Genomic DNA, 20,284 nt, shown 5'->3' with positions numbered 1-20,284 from the left:
CGGTGCGGAGGTCTCGTATGGCGAACTGGACGCCCGTGCCAGCCAGTTGGCCCGGCACCTGATCGGTCTGGGGGTTGGTCCGGAGTCCCGGGTTGCCGTGGCGCTCGAGCGTGGTGTGGACGCTGTGGCCGCGCTGTTGGGTGTGCTCAAGGCGGGTGGCGCGTATGTGCCGGTGGATCCGTCGTATCCGGTCGAGCGGATCGCGTTCATGCTGGAGGACGCCCAGCCGGTCGCGGTGATCACCGCGTCGGTGACTGCTGGGGTGCTGCCGTCGTCCGGGCCGCAGACCGTGATTGTCGACGCCCCGGAGACGGTGGCTGCCCTGGCTGGGCTGTCTGTGAAGGCTCCGGCGCAGGGTGAGCGCGTATCTGCCCTGACGCCCGCTCACCCGGCGTACGTGATCTACACCTCTGGTTCCACGGGCCGTCCCAAGGGCGTAGTAGTGGAACACCGCTCGGTGGCAGGCCTCTTGGCTTGGGCTGGGGCGGAGTTCGGTGGTGCGGACTTCGAGCGGGTGTTGCTGTCGACCTCGTTCACCTTCGACGTGTCGGTCTTCGAGCTGTTCGGCCCGCTGGTCACCGGCGGTTCCGTCGAGCTGGTGCCGGACCTGCTCGCCCTCGCCGATGGCGAGCGTGGCCCGTGGCAGGTGAGCCTGGTCAGTGGTGTGCCGTCGGCGTTCGCCCGGATTCTGGGCCGTTCCGGTGGCGAACTGCGCCCGCGTACGGTGGTGTTGGCCGGTGAGGCGCTGACCGCTGATGCGGTGGCGGGTATCCGTCGCGAGCTGCCGGGTGCCCGGGTGGCCAACATCTACGGCCCCACCGAGGCAACTGTCTACTCCACCGCGTGCTTCACCGAGGGCGAGTCCGAGGGCGCGGTGCCCATCGGTGGGCCCATTTCCAACGCCCGGGCGTACGTGCTGGATGGCCGTCTGTCCCCGGTGGCGCCGGGGGTGGCGGGTGAGCTGTACATCGCGGGTATGGGTCTGGCGCGTGGCTACCTGAACCGTTCCGCCCTGACGGCCGAGCGCTTTGTCGCCGATCCGTTCGGCGCTGCGGGTGAGCGTCTGTACCGCACCGGTGACCTGGTCCGCTGGAACGCGGATGGTCAGCTGGAGTACCTGGGCCGTGCCGATGAGCAGGTCAAGGTCCGTGGTTTCCGTATCGAGCTGGGCGAGGTCCAGGCCGCTGTGGCCGCGCACGCCCAGGTCGCCCAGGCCACCGTCGTGGTGCGTGAGGACATCTCCGGTGACCCGCGCCTGGTGGCGTATGTGGTTCCGGCCGAGGGTGCGCGGGGTGCTGAACTGGCCCAGGGTGTACGGCGGTTCGTCGGTGAGTCCCTGCCGCAGTACATGGTGCCGTCGGCGGTCGTCGTCCTCGACGCGCTGCCGCTGACGCCCAACGGCAAGCTCGACCGCAAGGCCCTGCCCGCCCCCGAGTACACCACCGGCTCCAGCCGCGGCCCGGTGACGGTCCGCGAAGAGATCCTCTGTGGGGTCTTCGCCGAGGTGCTCGGCCTGGAGAGCGTCGGTGTCGACGACGACTTCTTCGCTCTCGGCGGCCACTCCCTCCTCGCGGTCCGCCTGGTGAGCCGGGTGCGCTCGGTGCTCGGGGTCGAGCTGTCGCTGCGCGTGCTGTTCGAGGCGCCGACCGTCGCAGGCCTCGCGGCCCGCCTCGATGACGCCGATCGGGCGCGCATGGCGTTGACGGCGCAGGAGCGTCCGGAGCGTCTGCCGCTGTCGTTCGCCCAGCGCCGCCTCTGGTTCCTTGGCCAGTTGGAGGGGCCGAGCGCCACGTACAACATTCCGACGGTGCTGCGACTCAAGGGCGCCGTGGACGCCCAGGCGCTGAACGCCGCGCTGCGCGACGTCATCGCCCGTCACGAGGTCCTGCGCACGCTCTTCACGACCGCTGATAGCGAGCCGTACCAGCACGTCCTGGACGTGGCCGACCTCGACTGGCAGCTGCGCGCTGACGACGTGGCTCCGGCGGACCTGGACACCGTGGTGGCCCGGGCGACGGCGTACGCCTTCGACCTCTCCTCCGAACTGCCCATCCACGCCGAGCTGTTCACCATCAGCCCGGACGAGCACGTACTCGCCGTCGTGGTGCACCACATCGCTGGTGACGGCTGGTCGATGGGTCCGCTGGCCCGTGATGTGTCGATGGCGTACGCCGCGCGGTGCGCGGGCCGCGCTCCCGAGTGGGAGCCGCTGCCGGTGCAGTACGCGGACTACGCGCTGTGGCAGCGCGACCTGCTCGGCGACGACCAGGACCCGCAGAGCCTGATATCCCGGCAGGTCGACTACTGGCGTGAGGCGCTGGCCGCGGCCCCTGAAGAGCTGACGCTGCCCTACGACCACGCCCGCCCGGCAGTCCTCGGTTACCGGGGCCACGGCGTCCCGCTGGACATCCCGGCGGAGCTGCACGCCCGCCTCGTGGAGTTGGCACGGGCCGAGGGCGTGACGGTGGCCATGGTGCTGCAGTCCGCCCTGGCGGTGCTCCTGTCCCGCCTGGGCGCGGGAACCGACATCCCGATCGGCACGCCAAACGCCGGACGCACCGACGAAGCCCTCGACGACCTGGTCGGCTTCTTTGTCAACACGATGGTGCTGCGTACGGACCTGTCCGGAGATCCGACGTTCACCGAGCTCTTCTCGCGCGTCCGGGAGGCGGCTCTCGCGGCGTACGCGCACCAGGACGTGCCCTTCGAACGCCTGGTCGAGGAACTCGCCCCGTCCCGCTCGCTGTCCCGGCACCCGCTGTTCCAGGTGGCGCTGACGGTGCAGAACAACGCCGAGGCGGTCCTGGATCTGCCCGGCCTCGGTACGGAGCCCGCGCCGGTGTCCGCGCCGGTGGCCAAGTTCGACCTGGACATGAGTGTCGGCGAGGCCTTCGACGCCGAGGGTCGCCCCGCGGGGCTGCGCGGTGTCCTGGTCGCGGCGGCGGACCTGTTCGACGTCTCGACCGTCGAGCTGTTCGCACGGCGCCTCGAGAAGGTGCTCCAGACCCTGGCCGCCGACCCGGCCACACGCATCGGAACCGTCGACCTTCTCGACGAGGCTGAGCGTCGTCGGGTGCTGACGGAGTGGAACGGCACGGCCGTGGAGGTGGCTCAGGCCACGGTTCCGGAGTTGTTCGAGGCGCAGGTGGCGCGGACTCCGGGTGCGGTGGCGGTTGTCGCCGATGGCACGGAGGTTTCGTACGCCGAACTGGACGCTCGCGCGAATCGGTTGGCGCGTCACCTGATTGGTCTGGGTGTGGGGCCGGAGTCGCGGGTGGCTGTGTGCCTGGAGCGTGGTGTGGACGCGGTGTCCGCGCTGTTGGGTGTGCTCAAGGCGGGTGGTGCGTATGTGCCGGTGGACCCGTCGTATCCGGCTGAGCGGATCGCGTACATGCTGGAGGACGCGGAGCCGGTAGCGGTGATCGCTGCTTCGGCGACCGTGGCCGTCCTTCCGTCTTCTGCGCCGCAGACCGTGATCCTTGACGCCTCGGAGACGGTGGCTGTCCTGGCCGGGCTGTCCGCGAAGGCTCCGGGTCAGGGTGAGCGCCTATCTGTGTTGACCCATGTCCATCCGGCGTATGTGATCTATACCTCTGGTTCCACGGGGCGCCCTAAGGGTGTGGTGGTGGAGCACCGTTCGGTGGCGAGCCTGCTTGCGTGGGCCGGGGCCGAGTTCGGTGGTGCGGACTTCGAGCGGGTGCTGCTGTCGACCTCGTTCACCTTCGATGTGTCGGTCTTCGAGTTGTTCGGCCCGCTGGTCACCGGCGGATCTGTCGAGCTCGTCCCGGACCTGCTGGCGCTTGCTGATGCCGAGCGTGGTCCGTGGCAGGTGAGCCTGGTCAGCGGTGTTCCCTCGGCGTTCGTCCGGATCTTGGGTCGTGGGGCTGAGGTGCGTCCGCGTACGGTGGTGTTGGCTGGTGAGGCGCTGACCGCTGATGCGGTGGCGGGTATCCGTCGGGAGCTGCCGGGTGCGCGGGTGGCGAACATCTACGGCCCGACCGAGGCGACCGTGTACACCACGGCGTGCTTCACCGACGGTGAGGCTCAGGGTGCGGTGCCCATTGGGCGGCCGGTCTCCAACGCCCGGGTCTACGTCCTCGACGGGCACCTGTCCCCGGTGGCGCCGGGTGTGGCGGGTGAGCTGTACATCGCGGGTATGGGTCTGGCGCGTGGTTATCTGCATCGCTCTGCCCTGACCGCCGAGCGTTTCGTGGCCGATCCGTTCGGTGCTGCGGGCGAGCGTCTGTACCGCACGGGCGACCTGGTCCGCTGGAACAAGGACGGTCAGCTGGAGTACTTGGGTCGCGTCGACGAGCAGGTCAAGGTCCGTGGCTTCCGTATCGAGCTGGGCGAGGTGCAGTCGGCGCTGGCCGCCCACCCGCAGGTCGCTCAGGCCGCTGTCGTGGTGCGTGAGGACATCTCCGGTGACCCGCGCCTGGTCGCTTACGTGGTCCCGGCCGAGGGTGCGCGGAGTGGTGAACTGGATCAGGAGATTCGCCAGTTCGTCGGCGAGTCCCTGCCGCAGTACATGGTTCCGTCGGCGGTCGTCGTTCTCGACGCGCTGCCGCTGACGCCCAACGGCAAGCTCGACCGCAAGGCCCTGCCCGCCCCCGAGTACGCGACGGGCGCTGGTCGTGGCCCCTCCACGGTCCGTGAAGAGGTCCTCTGCGCCGCGTTCGCCGAGGTCCTGGGCCTCGACAGCCTCGGTGTCGACGACGACTTCTTCGCCCTGGGTGGTCACTCCCTCCTCGCGGTCCGGCTGGTGGAGGTTCTGCACAACCGCGGCGTGTCTGTCACGGTGCGGATGCTGTTTCAGACCCCGACCGTGGCCGGCCTTGCGGTCGCGTCCGGTGCGGAGAGCGTCGTCGTACCGGCGAACGCCATCCCGGCGGACGCGCAGGCGATCACGCCCGACATGCTGCCGCTGGTCGACCTGACTGTCGACGAGATCGAGCGGATCGTCGCCACCGTCGACGGTGGCGCGGCCAATGTGGCGGACGTCTACCCGCTGGCTCCCCTCCAGGAAGGTCTGCTCTTCCACCACCTCCTCGCTGAGGGTGGCGAGGACGCGTACGTCACGCCGACGGTCGTCGAGTTCGCGTCACGCGACCTCCTTGACCGCTACCTCCACGCCCTTCAGCAGGTGGTGGACCGGCACGACATCCTGCGCACCGCCATCGTGTGGGAGGGCCTGACTGAGCCGGTGCAGGTCGTGTGGCGGCACGCCCAACTCGCGGTGGAGGAGGTCGAACTTGATCTCCAGCACAACGCGGATCCGGTGCGGAATCTGCTGACCATCGTGGGCCTCTCGATGGATCTGGGCCGAGCCCCGCTCCTCGGGCTGCACGCCGCGCAGGTTGCCGAAGGCCGCTGGCTGCTGCTGATCCGCGTGCACCACATGGTGCAGGACCACGCCGGTCTTGAACTCCTGCTCGGCGAGGTCGAGATGCTGCTCGCCGGTCGCGGTGCGGAGCTGGCCGAGCCAATGCCCTTCCGTGACTTCGTCGCCCAGGCGCAGGGCGGAGCCGAACGGGCCGAGCACGAGCGGTACTTCGCCGAGCTGCTGGGTGACATCGACGAACCGACGGCCCCGTACGGGCAGGTGGACACGCTGGGCGACGGAACCGGCGTGGTGCGTGCGCGGCTGCGCTTCGACTCGCAGCTGGACGGCCGCGTCCGTGAAGTGGCCCGGAGCCTGGGCGTGAGCCCGGCCACGGTGATGCACGTGGCGTGGGCACGCGTCCTCGGCGCGGTCAGCGGTCGCGACGATGTCGTCTTCGGCACCGTGCTGCTGGGTCGTCTGAGCGCGGCGGCCGGTAGCGACCGGGCGGCGGGTCCGTTCATTAATACGTTGCCGGTGCGGGTGCGCGTGGGGGAGCTGTCGCCGCGGGCGGCGGTGGCCGCGATGCGTGATCAGCTGGCCGCGCTGCTGGAGCATGAGCACGCCTCGCTGGCGCTGGCTCAGCGGGCCAGTGGTGTTGCGGGGGGTACTCCGTTGTTCAGCTCGCTGTTCAACTACCGCCACAACGCCGCCCGGCCCGAGGCCACGGAGCAGGGTGCGGTTGAGGGCGACATCAAGGTCGTCTACAGCCGGGAAGCCGACAACTACCCGCTGTCGGTCTCCGTGGATGACGACGGTGACGGGCTCGGCCTGGCCGTGGATGCCGTCGCGCCGATCGACGCGCAGGCAGTCGCCACACTGGTGGCCAACGCGACGCAGAACCTGGTGGCGGCGCTGGAGAGCGACACGGACGAGCCGCTGAGCGGTCTCGACGTCCTCGACCAGAGCGAGCGCCAGCGTCTCCTCGTGGAGTGGAACGACACTGCCGCCGACGTGGCACCGTCCACGGTCACGGAGCTGTTCGAGGCGCAGGCTACCCAGGCCCCAGACGCCGTCGCCGTCGTCGCTGACGGCACCGAACTCTCGTATGGTGAACTCGACGCCCGCGCCAACCGGTTGGCGTACCACCTGATCGGCCAGGGCGTGGGTCCGGAGTCGCTGGTGGCCGTGGTCCTCGAGCGCGGCGTCGAGCTGATGGTGGCCCTCCTTGGTGTGCTCAAGGCCGGGGCTGCTTATCTGCCGGTCGATCCGTCCTACCCGGCCGAGCGGGTGGCCCACATGCTGGACGATGCCCGTCCGGTCGTGGTCCTGGGGGCCACGGGCACGGTCGAGGCCGTGCCCGCCTCGGTGGCTGTGACGCTGGTCGATTCCCCGGAGACGGCAGCCGCACTCGCCAACGCCCCGGTCGCCGGGGTCGAGCAGGGGGCGAACTCCCTTGCTCACCCTGCGTATGTCATCTACACCTCCGGTTCCACCGGCCGTCCCAAGGGTGTGGTCGTCACGCATGGCGGGTTCGCGAACATGCGCGCGGCTGCGATGGCCCGGTTTGGTGCGGGTGCCGGCTCGCGGGTGGCGCAGTTCGCCTCGCTGAGCTTCGACAACTTCTGCCTGGAGTGGTCGTTGGCGTTGACGTCGGGTGCGACGCTGGTCGTCGTGCCGGGTGAGCGGCGTCTCGGCCAGGAGCTGGCCGGGTTCTTCGCCGAGCAGCAGATCACGCATGCGACGCTGCCGCCTGCGGTGCTGGCCGGGCTCGAGCCGAGTTCGGTGGCCGAGGGCGTGGTCCTTGAGGTCGGTGGTGAGGCGTGCTCGCCGGAGCTCGTGAAGCGCTGGTCGGCGGGACGGGTGCTGTTCAACACCTACGGTCCGACGGAGACCACGGTGGACGCGGCCGTATGGCGGTGCACTCCTGGGGCGCAGGAAGTGGCGATCGGTTCCCCGGTCGGCAATGCCCGTGCCTACGTGATGGATGAGTTCCTTGCCCCAGTGCCCGTTGGCGCCGTGGGTGAGCTGTACCTCGCGGGCGCGGGCCTGGCCCGCGGCTACCTGAACCGTCCCTCTCTGACCGCCGAGCGCTTCGTGCCCTGCCCGTTCGGGACGGCCGGTGAGCGCATGTACCGCACGGGTGACCTGGTGCGGTGGAACGCGGACGGTCAGCTGGTGTTCGTGGGCCGTGCCGACGAGCAGGTCAAGGTTCGTGGCTTCCGGATCGAGCTGGGCGAGGTGCAGGCGGCGGTGGCCGCCCACCCGCAGGTGGCCCAGGCGGCGGTGATCGCCCGTGAGGACATCCCGGGCGAGAAGCGTCTCGTCGCCTACGTCGTACCCGGTGAGGGCGCGAACAGCGACGAACTGCCTTTGGCCATATGTGAAGCGGTGGCCGCCCTGCTGCCCGCGCACATGGTGCCCTCCGCGGTCGTCGTCCTCGACGCGCTGCCGCTGACGCCGAACGGCAAGCTGGACCGCAAGGCCCTGCCCGCCCCCGAGTACACCTCCGGCTCGAGCCGCGGTCCCTCCACGGTCCAGGAGGAGATCCTGAGCGGGGTCTTCGCCGAGGTCCTGGGCGTGGACGGCGTCGGTGTCGACGACGACTTCTTCGCCCTGGGCGGCCACTCGCTGCTCGCGGTGCGGCTGATGAGCCGGGTGCGCTCGGTCCTCGGGGTCGAGCTGTCGCTGCGCGCACTGTTCGAGGCGCCGACGGTGGCTCGCCTCGCGGCCCGTATCGGTGAGGCCGATCGGGCGCGGGTGGCGTTGACGGCGCAGGAGCGTCCGGAGCGTCTGCCGTTGTCGTTCGCGCAGCGCCGTCTGTGGCTCGTCAACGAGCTGGAGGGTCCGAGCCCCGCCTACAACATTCCGACGGTGCTGCGGCTCAAGGGCGTCATGGACGCCGGGGCGCTGAACGCCGCGCTGCGGGACGTCATCGCCCGTCACGAGGTCCTGCGCACGGTCTTCGCCACCGCTGATGGCGAGCCGTACCAGCAGGTCCTCGCCCCTGAAGCCCTCCGGTGGGAGATGGGGGTCCGCGAGGTGGCCGCGGTGGACGTGGACGCCGCGGTGGCCGAGGCGGCGCGGCACGCGTTTGACCTCTCCTCCGATCTGCCCTTCCACGCCGAGCTGTTCACCGTCAGCCCGGACGAGCACGTACTCGCCGTCGTGGTGCACCACATCGCCGCCGACGGCTGGTCGATGGCTCCGCTGGCGCGGGACGTGTCGACTGCGTACGAGGCGCGCTGCGCGGGCCGGGCTCCGGAGTGGGAGCCCCTGCCGGTGCAGTACGCCGACTACGCGCTGTGGCAGCGCGACCTGCTCGGCGACGAGAACGACCCGGAGAGCACGCTCTCCCGTCAAGTCGCCTACTGGCGCGAGACCCTTGCTGGTGCGCCGGAGGAACTGGCGCTGCCCTTCGACCGGCCCCGCCCGACCGTCGCCTCCCACCGCGGACATGCCACGCGGATCGAGGTTCCGGCGAAGGTGCACGCGCGCGTGCTGGAGCTGGCGCGGGCCGAAGGCGCGACGCCGTTCATGGTGATCCAGTCCGCCCTCGCCGTGCTGCTGTCCCAGCTCGGTGCGGGCACCGACATCCCGATCGGCTCGGCCCACGCGGGCCGCACCGACGAAGCCCTCGACGACCTGGTCGGATGCTTCGTGAACACGATGGTGCTGCGCGCGGACCTGTCCGGCGATCCGGCCTTCACCGATGTGCTCGCCCGGGTCCGGGAGGCCGATCTGGCCGGTGGCGCGCACCAGGACGTGCCGTTCGATCGTCTGGTCGAGGAGCTGGCCCCGTCCCGCTCCATGGCGCGCCATCCGCTCTTCCAGACCGTGCTGACGATGCAGAACACCATCGAGGCGGTCCTGGACCTGGGCGAGGTGCGGGCCGGCGGGATGTCGGCGGGCGTCAGCAATGCCAAGTTCGACCTGGACGTGCTGGTCGCCGAGGAGTTCGACGCCCAGGGCGCGCCCGCCGGACTCGGCGGCACGTTGATCGTGGCCGCGGACCTGTTCGACGCCGCGGCGGCCGAGCGGATCGCCTCCGCCCTGGCCCGCGTGCTGGATCTCCTGACCGCCGCCCCGGCGACCCGTCTGAGCGCGGTCGACGTCTTGGACGCCGACGAGCGTCGCCGGGTGCTGGTGGAGTGGAATGACACCGCGGTCGAGGTTCCGGCCGGTGCGGTGGCGGCTCGTTTCGAGGAGCAGGTGGCTCGTACGCCGGATGCGGTGGCGATTGTCGCCGATGGTGACGAGGTCTCGTACGCCGAGCTCGACGCCCGCGCCAACCGCCTTGCCCATTTCCTGGTGGACCAGGGTGTGGGAGCGGAGTCGGTGGTGGGTCTGTGCCTGCCGCGTGGTGTGGAGACCATTGCCGCGATCCTCGCGGTGTGGAAGGCCGGTGCGGCCTATCTGCCCATCGACCCGGCACAGCCCGCCGAGCGGATCTCCTTCATGCTGGCGGACACCCGCGCGGTGCTCCTCCTGAGCATCGAGGACATCCTGGACGAGTTGCCCGTCGCCGGGGTCCGCACGATCGCGGTCGACGAAGCGCTGTTCGGCGTGCAGCTGTCGATGGAACCCGACACCGCCCCGCAGGTGACGACGGACCCGGACGGGCTCGCTTACGTCATCTACACCTCCGGTTCGACGGGCCGCCCCAAGGGTGTCGCGATCACGCACGGCTCCCTGGCCAACTACGTCGCCACCGTCCCCGCCCGGGTCGGATTCGGCGCTCCCGGGGACAGGTACGCCCTGCTCCAGGCGCAGGCCACCGACCTCGGCAACACCGTGGTCTTCGCCAGCCTCGTCTCCGGCGGTGAACTGCACGTACTCGAGGAGGGCGCGGTCACCGACCCGGCGGCCGTCAGCCGCTACCTGGCCGAGCACCGCATCGACCACCTCAAGGCGGTCCCCTCCCACCTCGCGGCGCTCGGCGCCGCCGACGGTCTGGCGAAGGTCCTGCCCGGCGGCTCGCTGGTGCTCGGCGGTGAGGCCGCCCCGCCCGCCTGGGCGCGGGAACTCGTGGCCGCCGCGGGCGACCGAGCCGTGTTCAACCATTACGGTCCGACCGAAGCCACCATCGGCGTCGCCACCACGCGCCTGACCGCGGAGCGGGTGGCCGGCGGAGTGGTGCCGGTCGGAGCGCCGGTCGGCAACACCCGCCTGTACGTGCTCGACGCAGCACTGCGCCCGGTGGCGCCGGGTGTCGTCGGTGAGCTGTATGTCGCGGGTGCCCAGTTGGCGCGCGGCTACGTGCGCCGTCCCGACTTGACCGCGGAGCGTTTCGTGGCCTGTCCGTTCGGTGCGGCGGGTGAGCGGATGTACCGTACCGGCGACCGCGCGCGGTGGACGGCCGACGGCCAGGTGGTGTTCCTGGGCCGCACCGACGACCAGGTGAAGATCCGTGGCTTCCGTATCGAGCCGGGTGAGGTGCGGGCCGTACTGGCCGCCCACCCGCAGGTCGCCCACGCCGCGGTGATCGCCCGCGAGGACACCCCGGGCGAGAAGCGCCTGGTCGCCTACCTCGTCCCCATGGACGAGGAGGTGGACGCGGCCGAACTGACCACAGCGGCGAAGGAGTTCGCCGAGCAGCGGCTGCCCGGGCACATGGTGCCGTCGGCCACCGTGGTCCTGGAGGCGCTGCCGCTGACGAGCAACGGCAAGCTGGACCGCAAGGCGCTGCCCGCCCCGGACAGCGCCGCCGCGGCGGGCGCGGGCCGCGGGCCCGCCAACGCCCGCGAGGAGATCCTCTGCGCCGCGTTCGCCGAGGTCCTCGGCCTCGACGAGGTCGGCGTCGACGACGACTTCTTCGAACTCGGCGGCCACTCCCTGCTCGCCGTGCGCCTCGTCAGCCGCATCAGGGTGGTGCTCGGCGTGGAGCTGGAGATCCGCGTCCTGTTCGAGGCGCCGACGGTGGCCGGACTCGCCGCCAGCATCGACGAGGCCGACGGGGCCCGCGTGGCCCTGACGGCGCAGCAGCGTCCGGAGCGGGTTCCGCTGTCGTACGCCCAGCGACGTCTGTGGTTCATCGGCGAGCTGGAGGGCCCGAGCCCCGCCTACAACATCCCGGTCGCCGTGCGCCTCACCGGCGCGGTGGACAGCGCCGCGCTCGACGCCGCGCTGCGGGACGTGATCGGCCGTCACGAGGTGCTGCGCACAGTCTTCGCGACCGCCGACGGCGAGCCCTACCAGCGCATCCTCGGCATCGCGGACCTGGAGTGGGGCCTGCACGTCAGCGAGGTGCCGGAAGCGGGCCTGGCCGACGCGATCGACGGCGCCACGCGGTACGCCTTCGACCTCTCCGCCGAAGTACCGATCCGCGCCTGGCTGTTCTCGGTCGCCCCGGAGGACCATGTCCTCGTGGTGACCATGCACCACATCGCGAGCGACGGCTGGTCCACGCGCCCGCTGGCGCGGGACGTGTCGACGGCGTACGAGGCGCGCTGCGCGGGCCGCGCTCCCGAGTGGGAGCCGCTGCCGGTGCAGTACGCGGATTACGCGCTGTGGCAGCGCGACCTGCTCGGCGACGACCAGGACCCGGAGAGCCCGATATCCCGGCAGGTCGCCTACTGGCGCGAGGCACTTGCCGGTGCGCCGGAGGAGCTGGAGCTGCCCTTCGACCACCCGCGCCCCGCGGTCGCCAGCTACCAGGGGCACCGCGTGCCGCTGGACGTCCCGGCGGAGGTGCACGCCCGCCTGGCGGAGGTGGCCCGCGCCGAGGGCGTGACCGTGGCCATGGCGCTGCAGGGCGCACTCGCGGTGCTGCTCTCCCGCCTGGGCGCGGGCACCGACATCCCCATGGGCTCGGTGAACGCGGGCCGTACCGACGAAGCCCTCGACGACCTGGTCGGCTTCTTCGTCAACACGCTGGTGCTGCGCGCGGACCTGTCGGGGAACCCGACGTTCCGCGACCTCCTCTCGCGGGTGCGCGAGACGGGTCTGTCCGCCTTCGCCCACCAGGACGTGCCGTTCGAGCGGCTGGTCGAGGAGCTGGCACCGACGCGTTCCCTGTCCCGGCACCCGCTGTTCCAGGTGACCCTCGCGGTGCAGAACAACGCCGACGCGATCCTGGACCTGTCCGGGGTGAGCATCGGGGGAGCAGCGGCGGCACCGACCGGCGGCACCGATGTGGCCAAGTTCGACCTGGACGTGAGCGTCGGCGAGTTCTTCGACGCCGACGGCAGTCCCGCGGGACTGCGCGGCGCGCTGATCGCGGCCGCGGACCTCTTCGAGCCCGCCACTGTCGAACGGCTCGCCGGGCGCCTCGCCCGCGTCCTCGAGACGGTCGCCACCGAACCGGACCAGCCGCTCAGCGCTGTCGAGGCCCTTGACGGGGCCGAGCGGCGCCGGGTCCTCGTGGAGTGGAACGACACGGCGGCCGACGTGGCGCAGGCCACGACTGCGCAGCTGTTCGAGGCGCAGGTGGCGCGGACCCCGGATGCGGTGGCCGTCGCCGGTGACGGCCTCCAGGTGTCGTACGCGGAGCTGGACGCGCGCGCGAACCGCCTCGCGCGGCTGCTGATCGGCCAGGGCGTGGGCCCGGAGTCCGTGGTGGGCGTGTGCCTGGAGCGCGGCGTCGACTTCGTGACGACGGTCCTCGCGGTGTCGAAGGCGGGCGGTGCGTATCTGCCCGTCGACCCGGCCTACCCCGCCGAGCGGATCGCCTTCGTTCTGGAGGACGCGGCCGCCGGTGTGGTGGTGACCTCTCAGGCGCTGACCGCGGTGCTGCCGCGGCTGTCGCCGTCGGTGCGGAGCGTGGTGCTGGACGATGCCGCGACTGCGCGGGACCTGACCGCTTTCGAGGCCTCGCCGCTGATGGACGCGGACCGTGGCGCGCCGCTGACGGCCGCGCACCCCGCATGGGTGATCTACACCTCGGGGTCGACGGGCACGCCCAAGGGCGTCGCGGTGCCGCACACGGGCGTGGCGTCGCTGGTGGCCGCCCAGACGGAGCGGTTCGCGGTGGACGGCGCGAGCCGGGTGCTGCAGTTCGCGTCCGTCGGCTTCGACGCGGCGTCGGCGGAGATCTGGGTGACGCTGTGCGCCGGAGCGCGACTGGTGGTGGCACCGGCCGATGAGCTGGTGCCGGGCGCAGGCCTGGTCGAGCTGGTGGCGCGGCACGCGGTGACGCACGCGACGCTGCCGCCCGCCGTCCTCGGCGTCCTCGACCCGCGGGACGTGCCGTCGCTGTCGACGGTGGTGTCCGCGGGCGAGGCCCTGGCCGCCGAGTCGGTCACCGCCTGGGGCACCGGCCGACGGCTGGTGAACGCCTACGGCCCGACCGAGTCGACGGTGTGCGTGTCCATGTCGCAGCCGCTGACGGCCGGCGACGCGCCGGGCATCGGCTCGCCGATCACCAACACCCGTGTGTACGTGCTGGATCAGTGGCTTTCTCCGGTGGCGCCGGGTGTGGCTGGTGAGCTGTATGTGGCGGGTGCGGGTCTTGCGCGTGGCTATGTGGGCCGTCTTGGTCTGACGGCGGAGCGCTTTGTGGCGTGTCCGTTTGGTGGGTCGGGTGAGCGGATGTATCGCACGGGTGACCTGGTGCGCTGGAGCGTCGAAGGTCAGCTGGAGTATCTGGGTCGTGCGGATGAGCAGGTGAAGGTCCGTGGTTTCCGTATCGAGCCGGGTGAGGTGCGGGCCGTGGTGGCCGCGCATCCGCTGGTGGCTCAGGCCGCGGTGATCGCTCGCGAGGACGTTCCGGGTGACAAGCGCCTGGTCGCGTACGTCGTTCCGGCCGAGGGCGCGCACGGCGCTGAACTGCCCGAGTCCGTACGACAGTCGGCCGCCGAACGCCTGCCGGAGTACATGGTGCCGTCGGCGGTCGTCGTCCTCGAGGCGCTGCCGCTGACGTCGAACGGCAAGCTGGACCGCAAGGCACTGCCTGCTCCGGAGTACGCGACGGGTGCGGGCCGTGGCCCGTCGACGCTCCGTGAGGAGATCCTGTGCGCCGCGTTCGCCGAGGTGCTCGGCGTGGACAGCGTCGGCGTGGACGACAGCTTCTTCGCGCTGGGCGGTCACTCGCTGCTCGCGATCCGCCTGGTGGAGGTCCTCCGTACCCGTGGCGTGACCGTGTCGGTGCGGGCGCTGTTCCAGAACCCGACGGTCGCGGGTCTCGCCGCCGAGACCGGTGCCGAACAGGTCGAGGTCCCGGAGAACGCCATCCCGGCGGACGCGCAGACGATCACGCCGGAGATGCTGCCGCTGGTCGACCTGACCGCTGAGGAGGTCGAGCGGGTCGTCGCGACGGTCGAGGGCGGCGCGGCGAACGTCGCGGACGTCTACCCGCTGGCCCCGCTCCAGGAGGGCCTGCTCTTCCACCACCTGCTCGCCGACGGCGGCGATGACGCCTACGTCACGCCGATGGTGGTCGAGTTCGACAGCCGTACGCGCCTCGACGCGTTCACGGAGGCGTTGCAGCGGGTTGTGGACCGGCACGACATCTACCGGACCGGGATCGTGTGGGAGGGCCTGCGCGAGCCGGTGCAGGTGGTCTGGCGCACCGCCCAACTCCCCGTCGAGGAGGTCGAACTCGACCTCCAGAGCGAGGACCTGGCGCGCGACCTGGTCGCCCGGGTCGGCCTCTCCATGGACCTGGACCGGGCCCCGCTGATCCGCATGCACACCGCCGCCGCGCCGGCCGGCCGCTGGCTCGCTCTGCTGCGCATGCACCACACGATCCAGGACCACACCGCGATGGCGGTCGTCCTCGGTGAGGTGGAGGCGTTCCTGTCCGGTCGGGGTGGGGAGTTGTCGGAGGCGTTGCCGTTCCGTGACTTCGTGGCGCAGGCGCGTGGCGGGGTGGAACGGGCCGAGCACGAGCGGTACTTCACCGAGCTGCTCGGTGATGTGGACGAGCCGACGGCTCCGTATGGCCTGGTGGATGTGCGGGGTGTGGGCGCGGATGTCTCGCGTGCCATCGCCGATCTGGGCGCGGAGCTGTCGGGGCGGTTGCGGGTGGCGGCGCGGCGTGCGGGCGCGAGCCCGGCCACGGTGATGCATGTCGCGTGGGCGCGGGTCCTGGGCGCGGTCAGCGGCCGTGACGATGTCGTCTTCGGCACGGTGCTGTTCGGGCGCATGAACGCCGGGGCGGGGGCGGACCGGGTGGCCGGTCCGTTCATCAACACGCTGCCGGTGCGGGTGCGCCTGGAAGAGGCCGGTGTGCTGGCGGCGGTGCGGGCGATGGGCGGTCAGCTGGCCGGCCTGCTGGAGCATGAGCATGCGCCGCTGGCGCTGGCGCAGCAGGCCAGTGGGGTGGCGGGGGATACCCCGTTGTTCACGTCGCTGTTCAACTACCGGCACAACAGCGGTGCTGAGGCCAGTGAGAGCACTGGCTCGGCTCTGGAGGGGATCCGGACGGTCTTCTCGCGCGAGCGCACGAACTACCCGCTGTCGGTGTCGGTGGACGACGACGGTGCGGAGCTGTCGCTCGCGGTGGACGCGGTCGCGTCGGTGGACTCGCAGGCGGTCGCCGCGCTGGTCGCCACCGCCACGGATGATGTGGTGGCGGCACTGGAGGAGGCGCTGGAAGGCGGATCCGACCGGCCGCTGAACACGGTGGACGTCCTGGGCGAGACTGAGCGGCAGCGGCTCCTTGTGGAGTGCAACGCCCCGGCGGCCGACGTGCCGGTGCCGACGGAGACCATTCCGCAGCTGTTCGAGGCGCAGGCCGCCCGCACGCCGGACGCGGTGGCCGTCACGTTCGACGGCGCCGAGGTCTCGTACGCCGACCTCGATGCCCGCGCCAACCAGTTGGCACGCCACCTCATCGCTCAGGGCATCGCCCCGGAGTCCGTGGTGGGCGTCTGCCTGGAGCGCGGCATCGACCTGATCGTGACGCTGCTCGGAGTCCTCAAGGCAGGCGCCGCGTATCTGCCGATCGACCCGAACTACCCCGCCGAGCGCATCGCGTTCGTCCTGGAGGACGCCGCCGCCGACGTGGTGGTGACCACCCGGGCACAGGCCGGGGTGCTCCCCGACGGCCTGCGGCGAATCGTCCTCGACGAGCCGTCCGTGGCAGCGGAGTTGGCGGCCCTGAATGCCTCTGTGGTGTCGGAGGCGGAGCGTGATGGGGTGTTGCTGGCCGGCCATGCGGCGTACGTGATCTACACCTCTGGCTCCACGGGCCGCCCGAAGGGTGTGGTGGTCTCGCACGGGAATGTGGCGAGGCTGTTCACAGCGACCGGTGGCTGGTTCGGGTTCGGACCGCAGGATGTGTGGACGTGGTTCCACTCGTTCGCGTTCGACTTCTCGGTGTGGGAGCTGTGGGGTGCGCTGCTGCACGGCGGGCGTGTGGTGGTGGTGCCGTTCGAGGTGTCGCGGTCGCCGCAGGAGTTCTTGCGGTTGTTGGTGGCGGAGCGGGTGACGGTGTTGAACCAGACACCGTCGGCGTTCTATCAGCTGACGCAGGCCGAGGCGGCCGCACCGGAGCTTGGTGAGCAACTCGCCTTGCGGACGGTGGTCTTCGGTGGTGAGGCGCTGGATCCGGCGCGCCTGGCGGAGTGGTATGGCCGTCATGGGGCGGATGCGCCGCGACTGGTGAACATGTACGGCATCACTGAGACCACGGTGCATGTCACGTATGTGCCGCTGGATGAGCGTGCGGCCACCGCGGGTGCGGCCAGCGTGATCGGCCGGGGGATTCCGGATCTGCGGCTCTTCGTGCTCGATGGTCGTCTGGAGCCGGTTCCGGCTGGGGTTGCGGGTGAGCTGTATGTGGCGGGTGCCGGTGTGGCCCGCGGCTACCTGGGCCGTAGCGGGCTGTCTGCGCAGCGGTTTGTGGCCTGCCCGTATGGCGCCGCTGGTGAGCGGATGTATCGCACGGGCGATGTGGTGCGGTGGAACGGGGCTGGTGAGCTGGAGTTCGTCGGGCGTGCTGATGACCAGGTGAAGGTGCGGGGTTACCGGATCGAGACTGGTGAGATCGAGGCGGTGCTTGCGGCGTGTGAGCAGGTGGCGCAGGCGGCGGTGATCGTCCGTGAGGACACCCCGGGTGACAAGCGCCTGGTGGCCTACGTCGTTCCGGCCGAGGGCGTGGACAGTGCTGAACTGCCGCAGTCGGTGCGGGAGTTCGCTGCTGAGCGACTGCCGGGCTACATGGTCCCGTCTGCGGTCGTGGTCCTGGAGACGCTGCCGTTGACGGTCAACGGCAAGCTCGACCGCAAGGCACTGCCCACCCCCGAGTACGCCGTCACGGCGGACTCCGGCAGGGGCCCGTCCACCCCCGAGGAAGCGGCCCTGTGCGAGGCGTTCGCCCAGGTCCTGGGCATGGAGAAGGTCGGCGTCGACGACGACTTCTTCGCCATCGGCGGCCACTCCCTCCTCGCGGTACGCCTGGTCAGCCGCATCAGGGCGGCGCTCGGCGTGGAGCTCAGCATCGCGACGCTGTTCGACGCGCCGACGCCGGCGGGGCTCGCCCAGCAGCTCGGCAAGAAGAAGAAGTCAGCACGGCCGGCGTTGCGGCCCATGCGTAACCAGGGGGAGTCCTGATGTTTCCGTTGTCCTTCGCGCAGCGCCGCCTGTGGTTCATCGAGCAACTCGAGGGCCCCAGCCCCGCGTACAACATCCCGACGGCCCTGCGCCTCACCGGCCAGGTCGACACCGAGGCCCTGAACGCGGCGCTGCGGGACGTCATCGGCCGCCACGAAGTGCTGCGCACGGTCTTCGAGGTGTCCGAAGGCGAGCCGCACCAGCGGGCGTTGAAGCTCGAGGACGTCGACTGGCAGCTCAGGACCGTCGACCTGCCCGCCACCGCGGGCGGGCCGGCGGACCTGGACGCCGCGGTGACGGAAGCGTCGCAGTACGCCTTCGACCTCTCCGCCGAAGTGCCCATCCGTGCCTGGCTGTTCCGCGCCGCCCCCGATGAGCAGGTGCTCCTCGTGGTGGTGCACCACATCGCGGCCGACGGCTGGTCGATGGGCCCGCTGGCGCAGGACGTGTCGATGGCGTACGAGGCGCGCTGCGCGGGCCGGGCTCCGGAGTGGGAGCCGCTGCCGGTGCAGTACGCCGACTACGCGCTCTGGCAGCGCGAACTCCTCGGCGACGACCAGGACCCCGACAGCGTGCTCTCGCGCCAGGTCGCCTACTGGCGCGAGACGTTGACGGGCTCACCGGAGGAGCTGACGCTGCCCTACGACCGGCAGCGCCCGGCCGTGGCCAGCTACCGCGGGCACACCGTCCCCCTGGACGTCCCGGCGCAGGTGCACGCACGCCTGGTGGACCTGGCCCGTGCCGAGGGCGCGACGCCGTTCATGGTCCTCCAGGCCGCCCTTGCGGTGCTCCTCTCCCGCATGGGCGCCGGCGCCGACATCCCCGTCGGCGCGGCCGTCGCCGGGCGCACCGACGAAGCCCTGGACGACATGGTGGGGCTGTTCGTGAACACGCTGGTGCTGCGCACGGACCTGTCGGGCGACCCCACGTTCCGCGAACTCGTCGCCCGCGTACGCAAGGCGAGCATCTCCGCGTTCGCGCACCAGGACGTGCCGTTCGAGCGCCTGGTGGAGGAGCTGGCCCCGACCCGCTCCCTGTCCCGGCACCCGCTGTTCCAGGTCATGCTGACCCTGCAGAACAACGCCCAGACGTCCCTGGACCTCTCGGGCGCCCAGCAGGCCGGAAGGCTGTACGCGACCGAGTCGGCCGCCAAGTTCGACCTTGAGTTCACTGTCGGTGAGGTCTTCGGTCCGGGTGGTGTGCCGGCCGGGGTGCGTGGTGCGGTGATCGCGGCGGCGGATCTGTTCGATGTGGGTTCGGTGGAGCGTCTTGTCGCGGGTCTGGTGCGGGTGCTTGGCGCGGTGGTTGAGCGGCCTGAGCTGCGGTTGAGTTCGGTGGATGTGTTGGGGGAGGTGGAGCGTCGGCGGGTGCTGACGGAGTGGAACGACACGGCCGTTGAGGTGCCGGAGTCTTCGAAGACGCTCTCTCGGCTGTTCGAGGCGCAGGTGGTGCGGACGCCGGATGCGGTGGCCGTTGTTGCTGAGGGTGTTGAGGTTTCGTACGGCGAACTCGACGCTCGCGCCAATCAGGTGGCGCGGTACCTCATCACTCAGGGCGTGGGCGTTGAGTCGGTGGTGGGGGTGCGTCTGGAGCGCAGTGTCGACCTGGTCGTGGCGCTCCTCGGTGTCCTGAAGGCGGGCGCTGCCTACCTTCCCGTCGACCCTCAACTGCCTGCTGAGCGGGTGGAGTTCATGCTCGCGGATGCGGGTGCTTCGGTGGTGGTGTCGGCGGAGACGTTCTCGTCTTTGGCGGGTGTTGAGTCGGGGGCGTTGTCGGAGTCTGAGCGTGGTGTGCTGCGCGGGGATCAGGCGGCGTATGTGCTGTTCACCTCCGGGTCGACGGGCCGCCCCAAGGGCGTGGTCGTCTCGCATTCGGGCATCGTGAACCGTCTGGCCTGGATGCAGTCCCGCTTTGGTCTGGTGCCGGGTGAGCGGGTGCTGCAGAAGACCCCGTTCGGCTTCGACGTGTCGGTGTGGGAGTTCTTCTGGCCGCTGATCGAGGGTGGGGTGCTGGTGGTGGCCCGTCCGGGCGGCCACCGCGACCCGGCGTATGTGGCCGAGGTGATCGCGGCGGAGCGGGTGTCGACGGTGCACTTCGTGCCCTCGATGTTGGAAGCCTTCCTCAGTGACCCTGCCGCCGTTGGCGCCGGCGAGCAGCTGCGGCGCGTGGTCTGCTCCGGTGAGGCGTTGACAGCGAGCGTGCAGGACCGCTTCTTTGAGGTCCTGGGCGAGCAGGTGGAGCTGCACAACCTGTACGGGCCGACGGAGGCGTCGGTCGACGTGACCGCCTGGCAGTGCCATGCGGGCGAGCCGGTCGTGCCGATCGGTGGTCCGGTGGCCAACACCCGCCTGTATGTTCTGGACGCGGCGCTGCAGCCGGTGCCGGTCGGCGTGAGCGGGGAACTGTACATCGCGGGCGTGCAGTTGGCCCGCGGCTACGCGTCCCGCGCTGGCCTGACCGCGGAGCGGT

2 protein-coding genes (both cut by a window edge) are annotated in these 20,284 nt (G+C 71.0%); both read left to right on the top strand.

Features of this window, described 5'->3' with window-relative positions:
- Window positions 1-17,815: the 3' portion of a non-ribosomal peptide synthase/polyketide synthase gene (locus ACQUSR_RS07315; RefSeq protein ID WP_431041736.1), read on the top strand. Its footprint begins 4,739 nt before the window's first position; 17,815 of the gene's 22,554 nt are visible here — the last part of the coding sequence; its start codon lies beyond the left edge, outside the window; its stop codon occupies window positions 17,813-17,815.
- A protein-coding gene (locus tag ACQUSR_RS07310) for an amino acid adenylation domain-containing protein (protein ID WP_431041735.1) crosses the window boundary here: on the top strand, window positions 17,815-20,284 show its beginning. The gene runs 10,337 nt beyond the window's last position; the window shows 2,470 of its 12,807 coding nt (coding positions 1-2,470); it begins with the start codon at window positions 17,815-17,817; its stop codon lies off the right edge, out of view. The genes ACQUSR_RS07315 and ACQUSR_RS07310 overlap by 1 nt, the downstream gene beginning before the upstream one ends.

It is taken from the genome of Streptomyces sp. P1-3, assembly GCF_050613155.1.
In the GTDB taxonomy this organism is placed as follows: Bacteria; Actinomycetota; Actinomycetes; order Streptomycetales; family Streptomycetaceae; genus Streptomyces.
The sequence above is the reverse complement of the archived record's forward strand: the minus strand, read 5'-3'. Positions and strand labels throughout refer to the sequence as shown.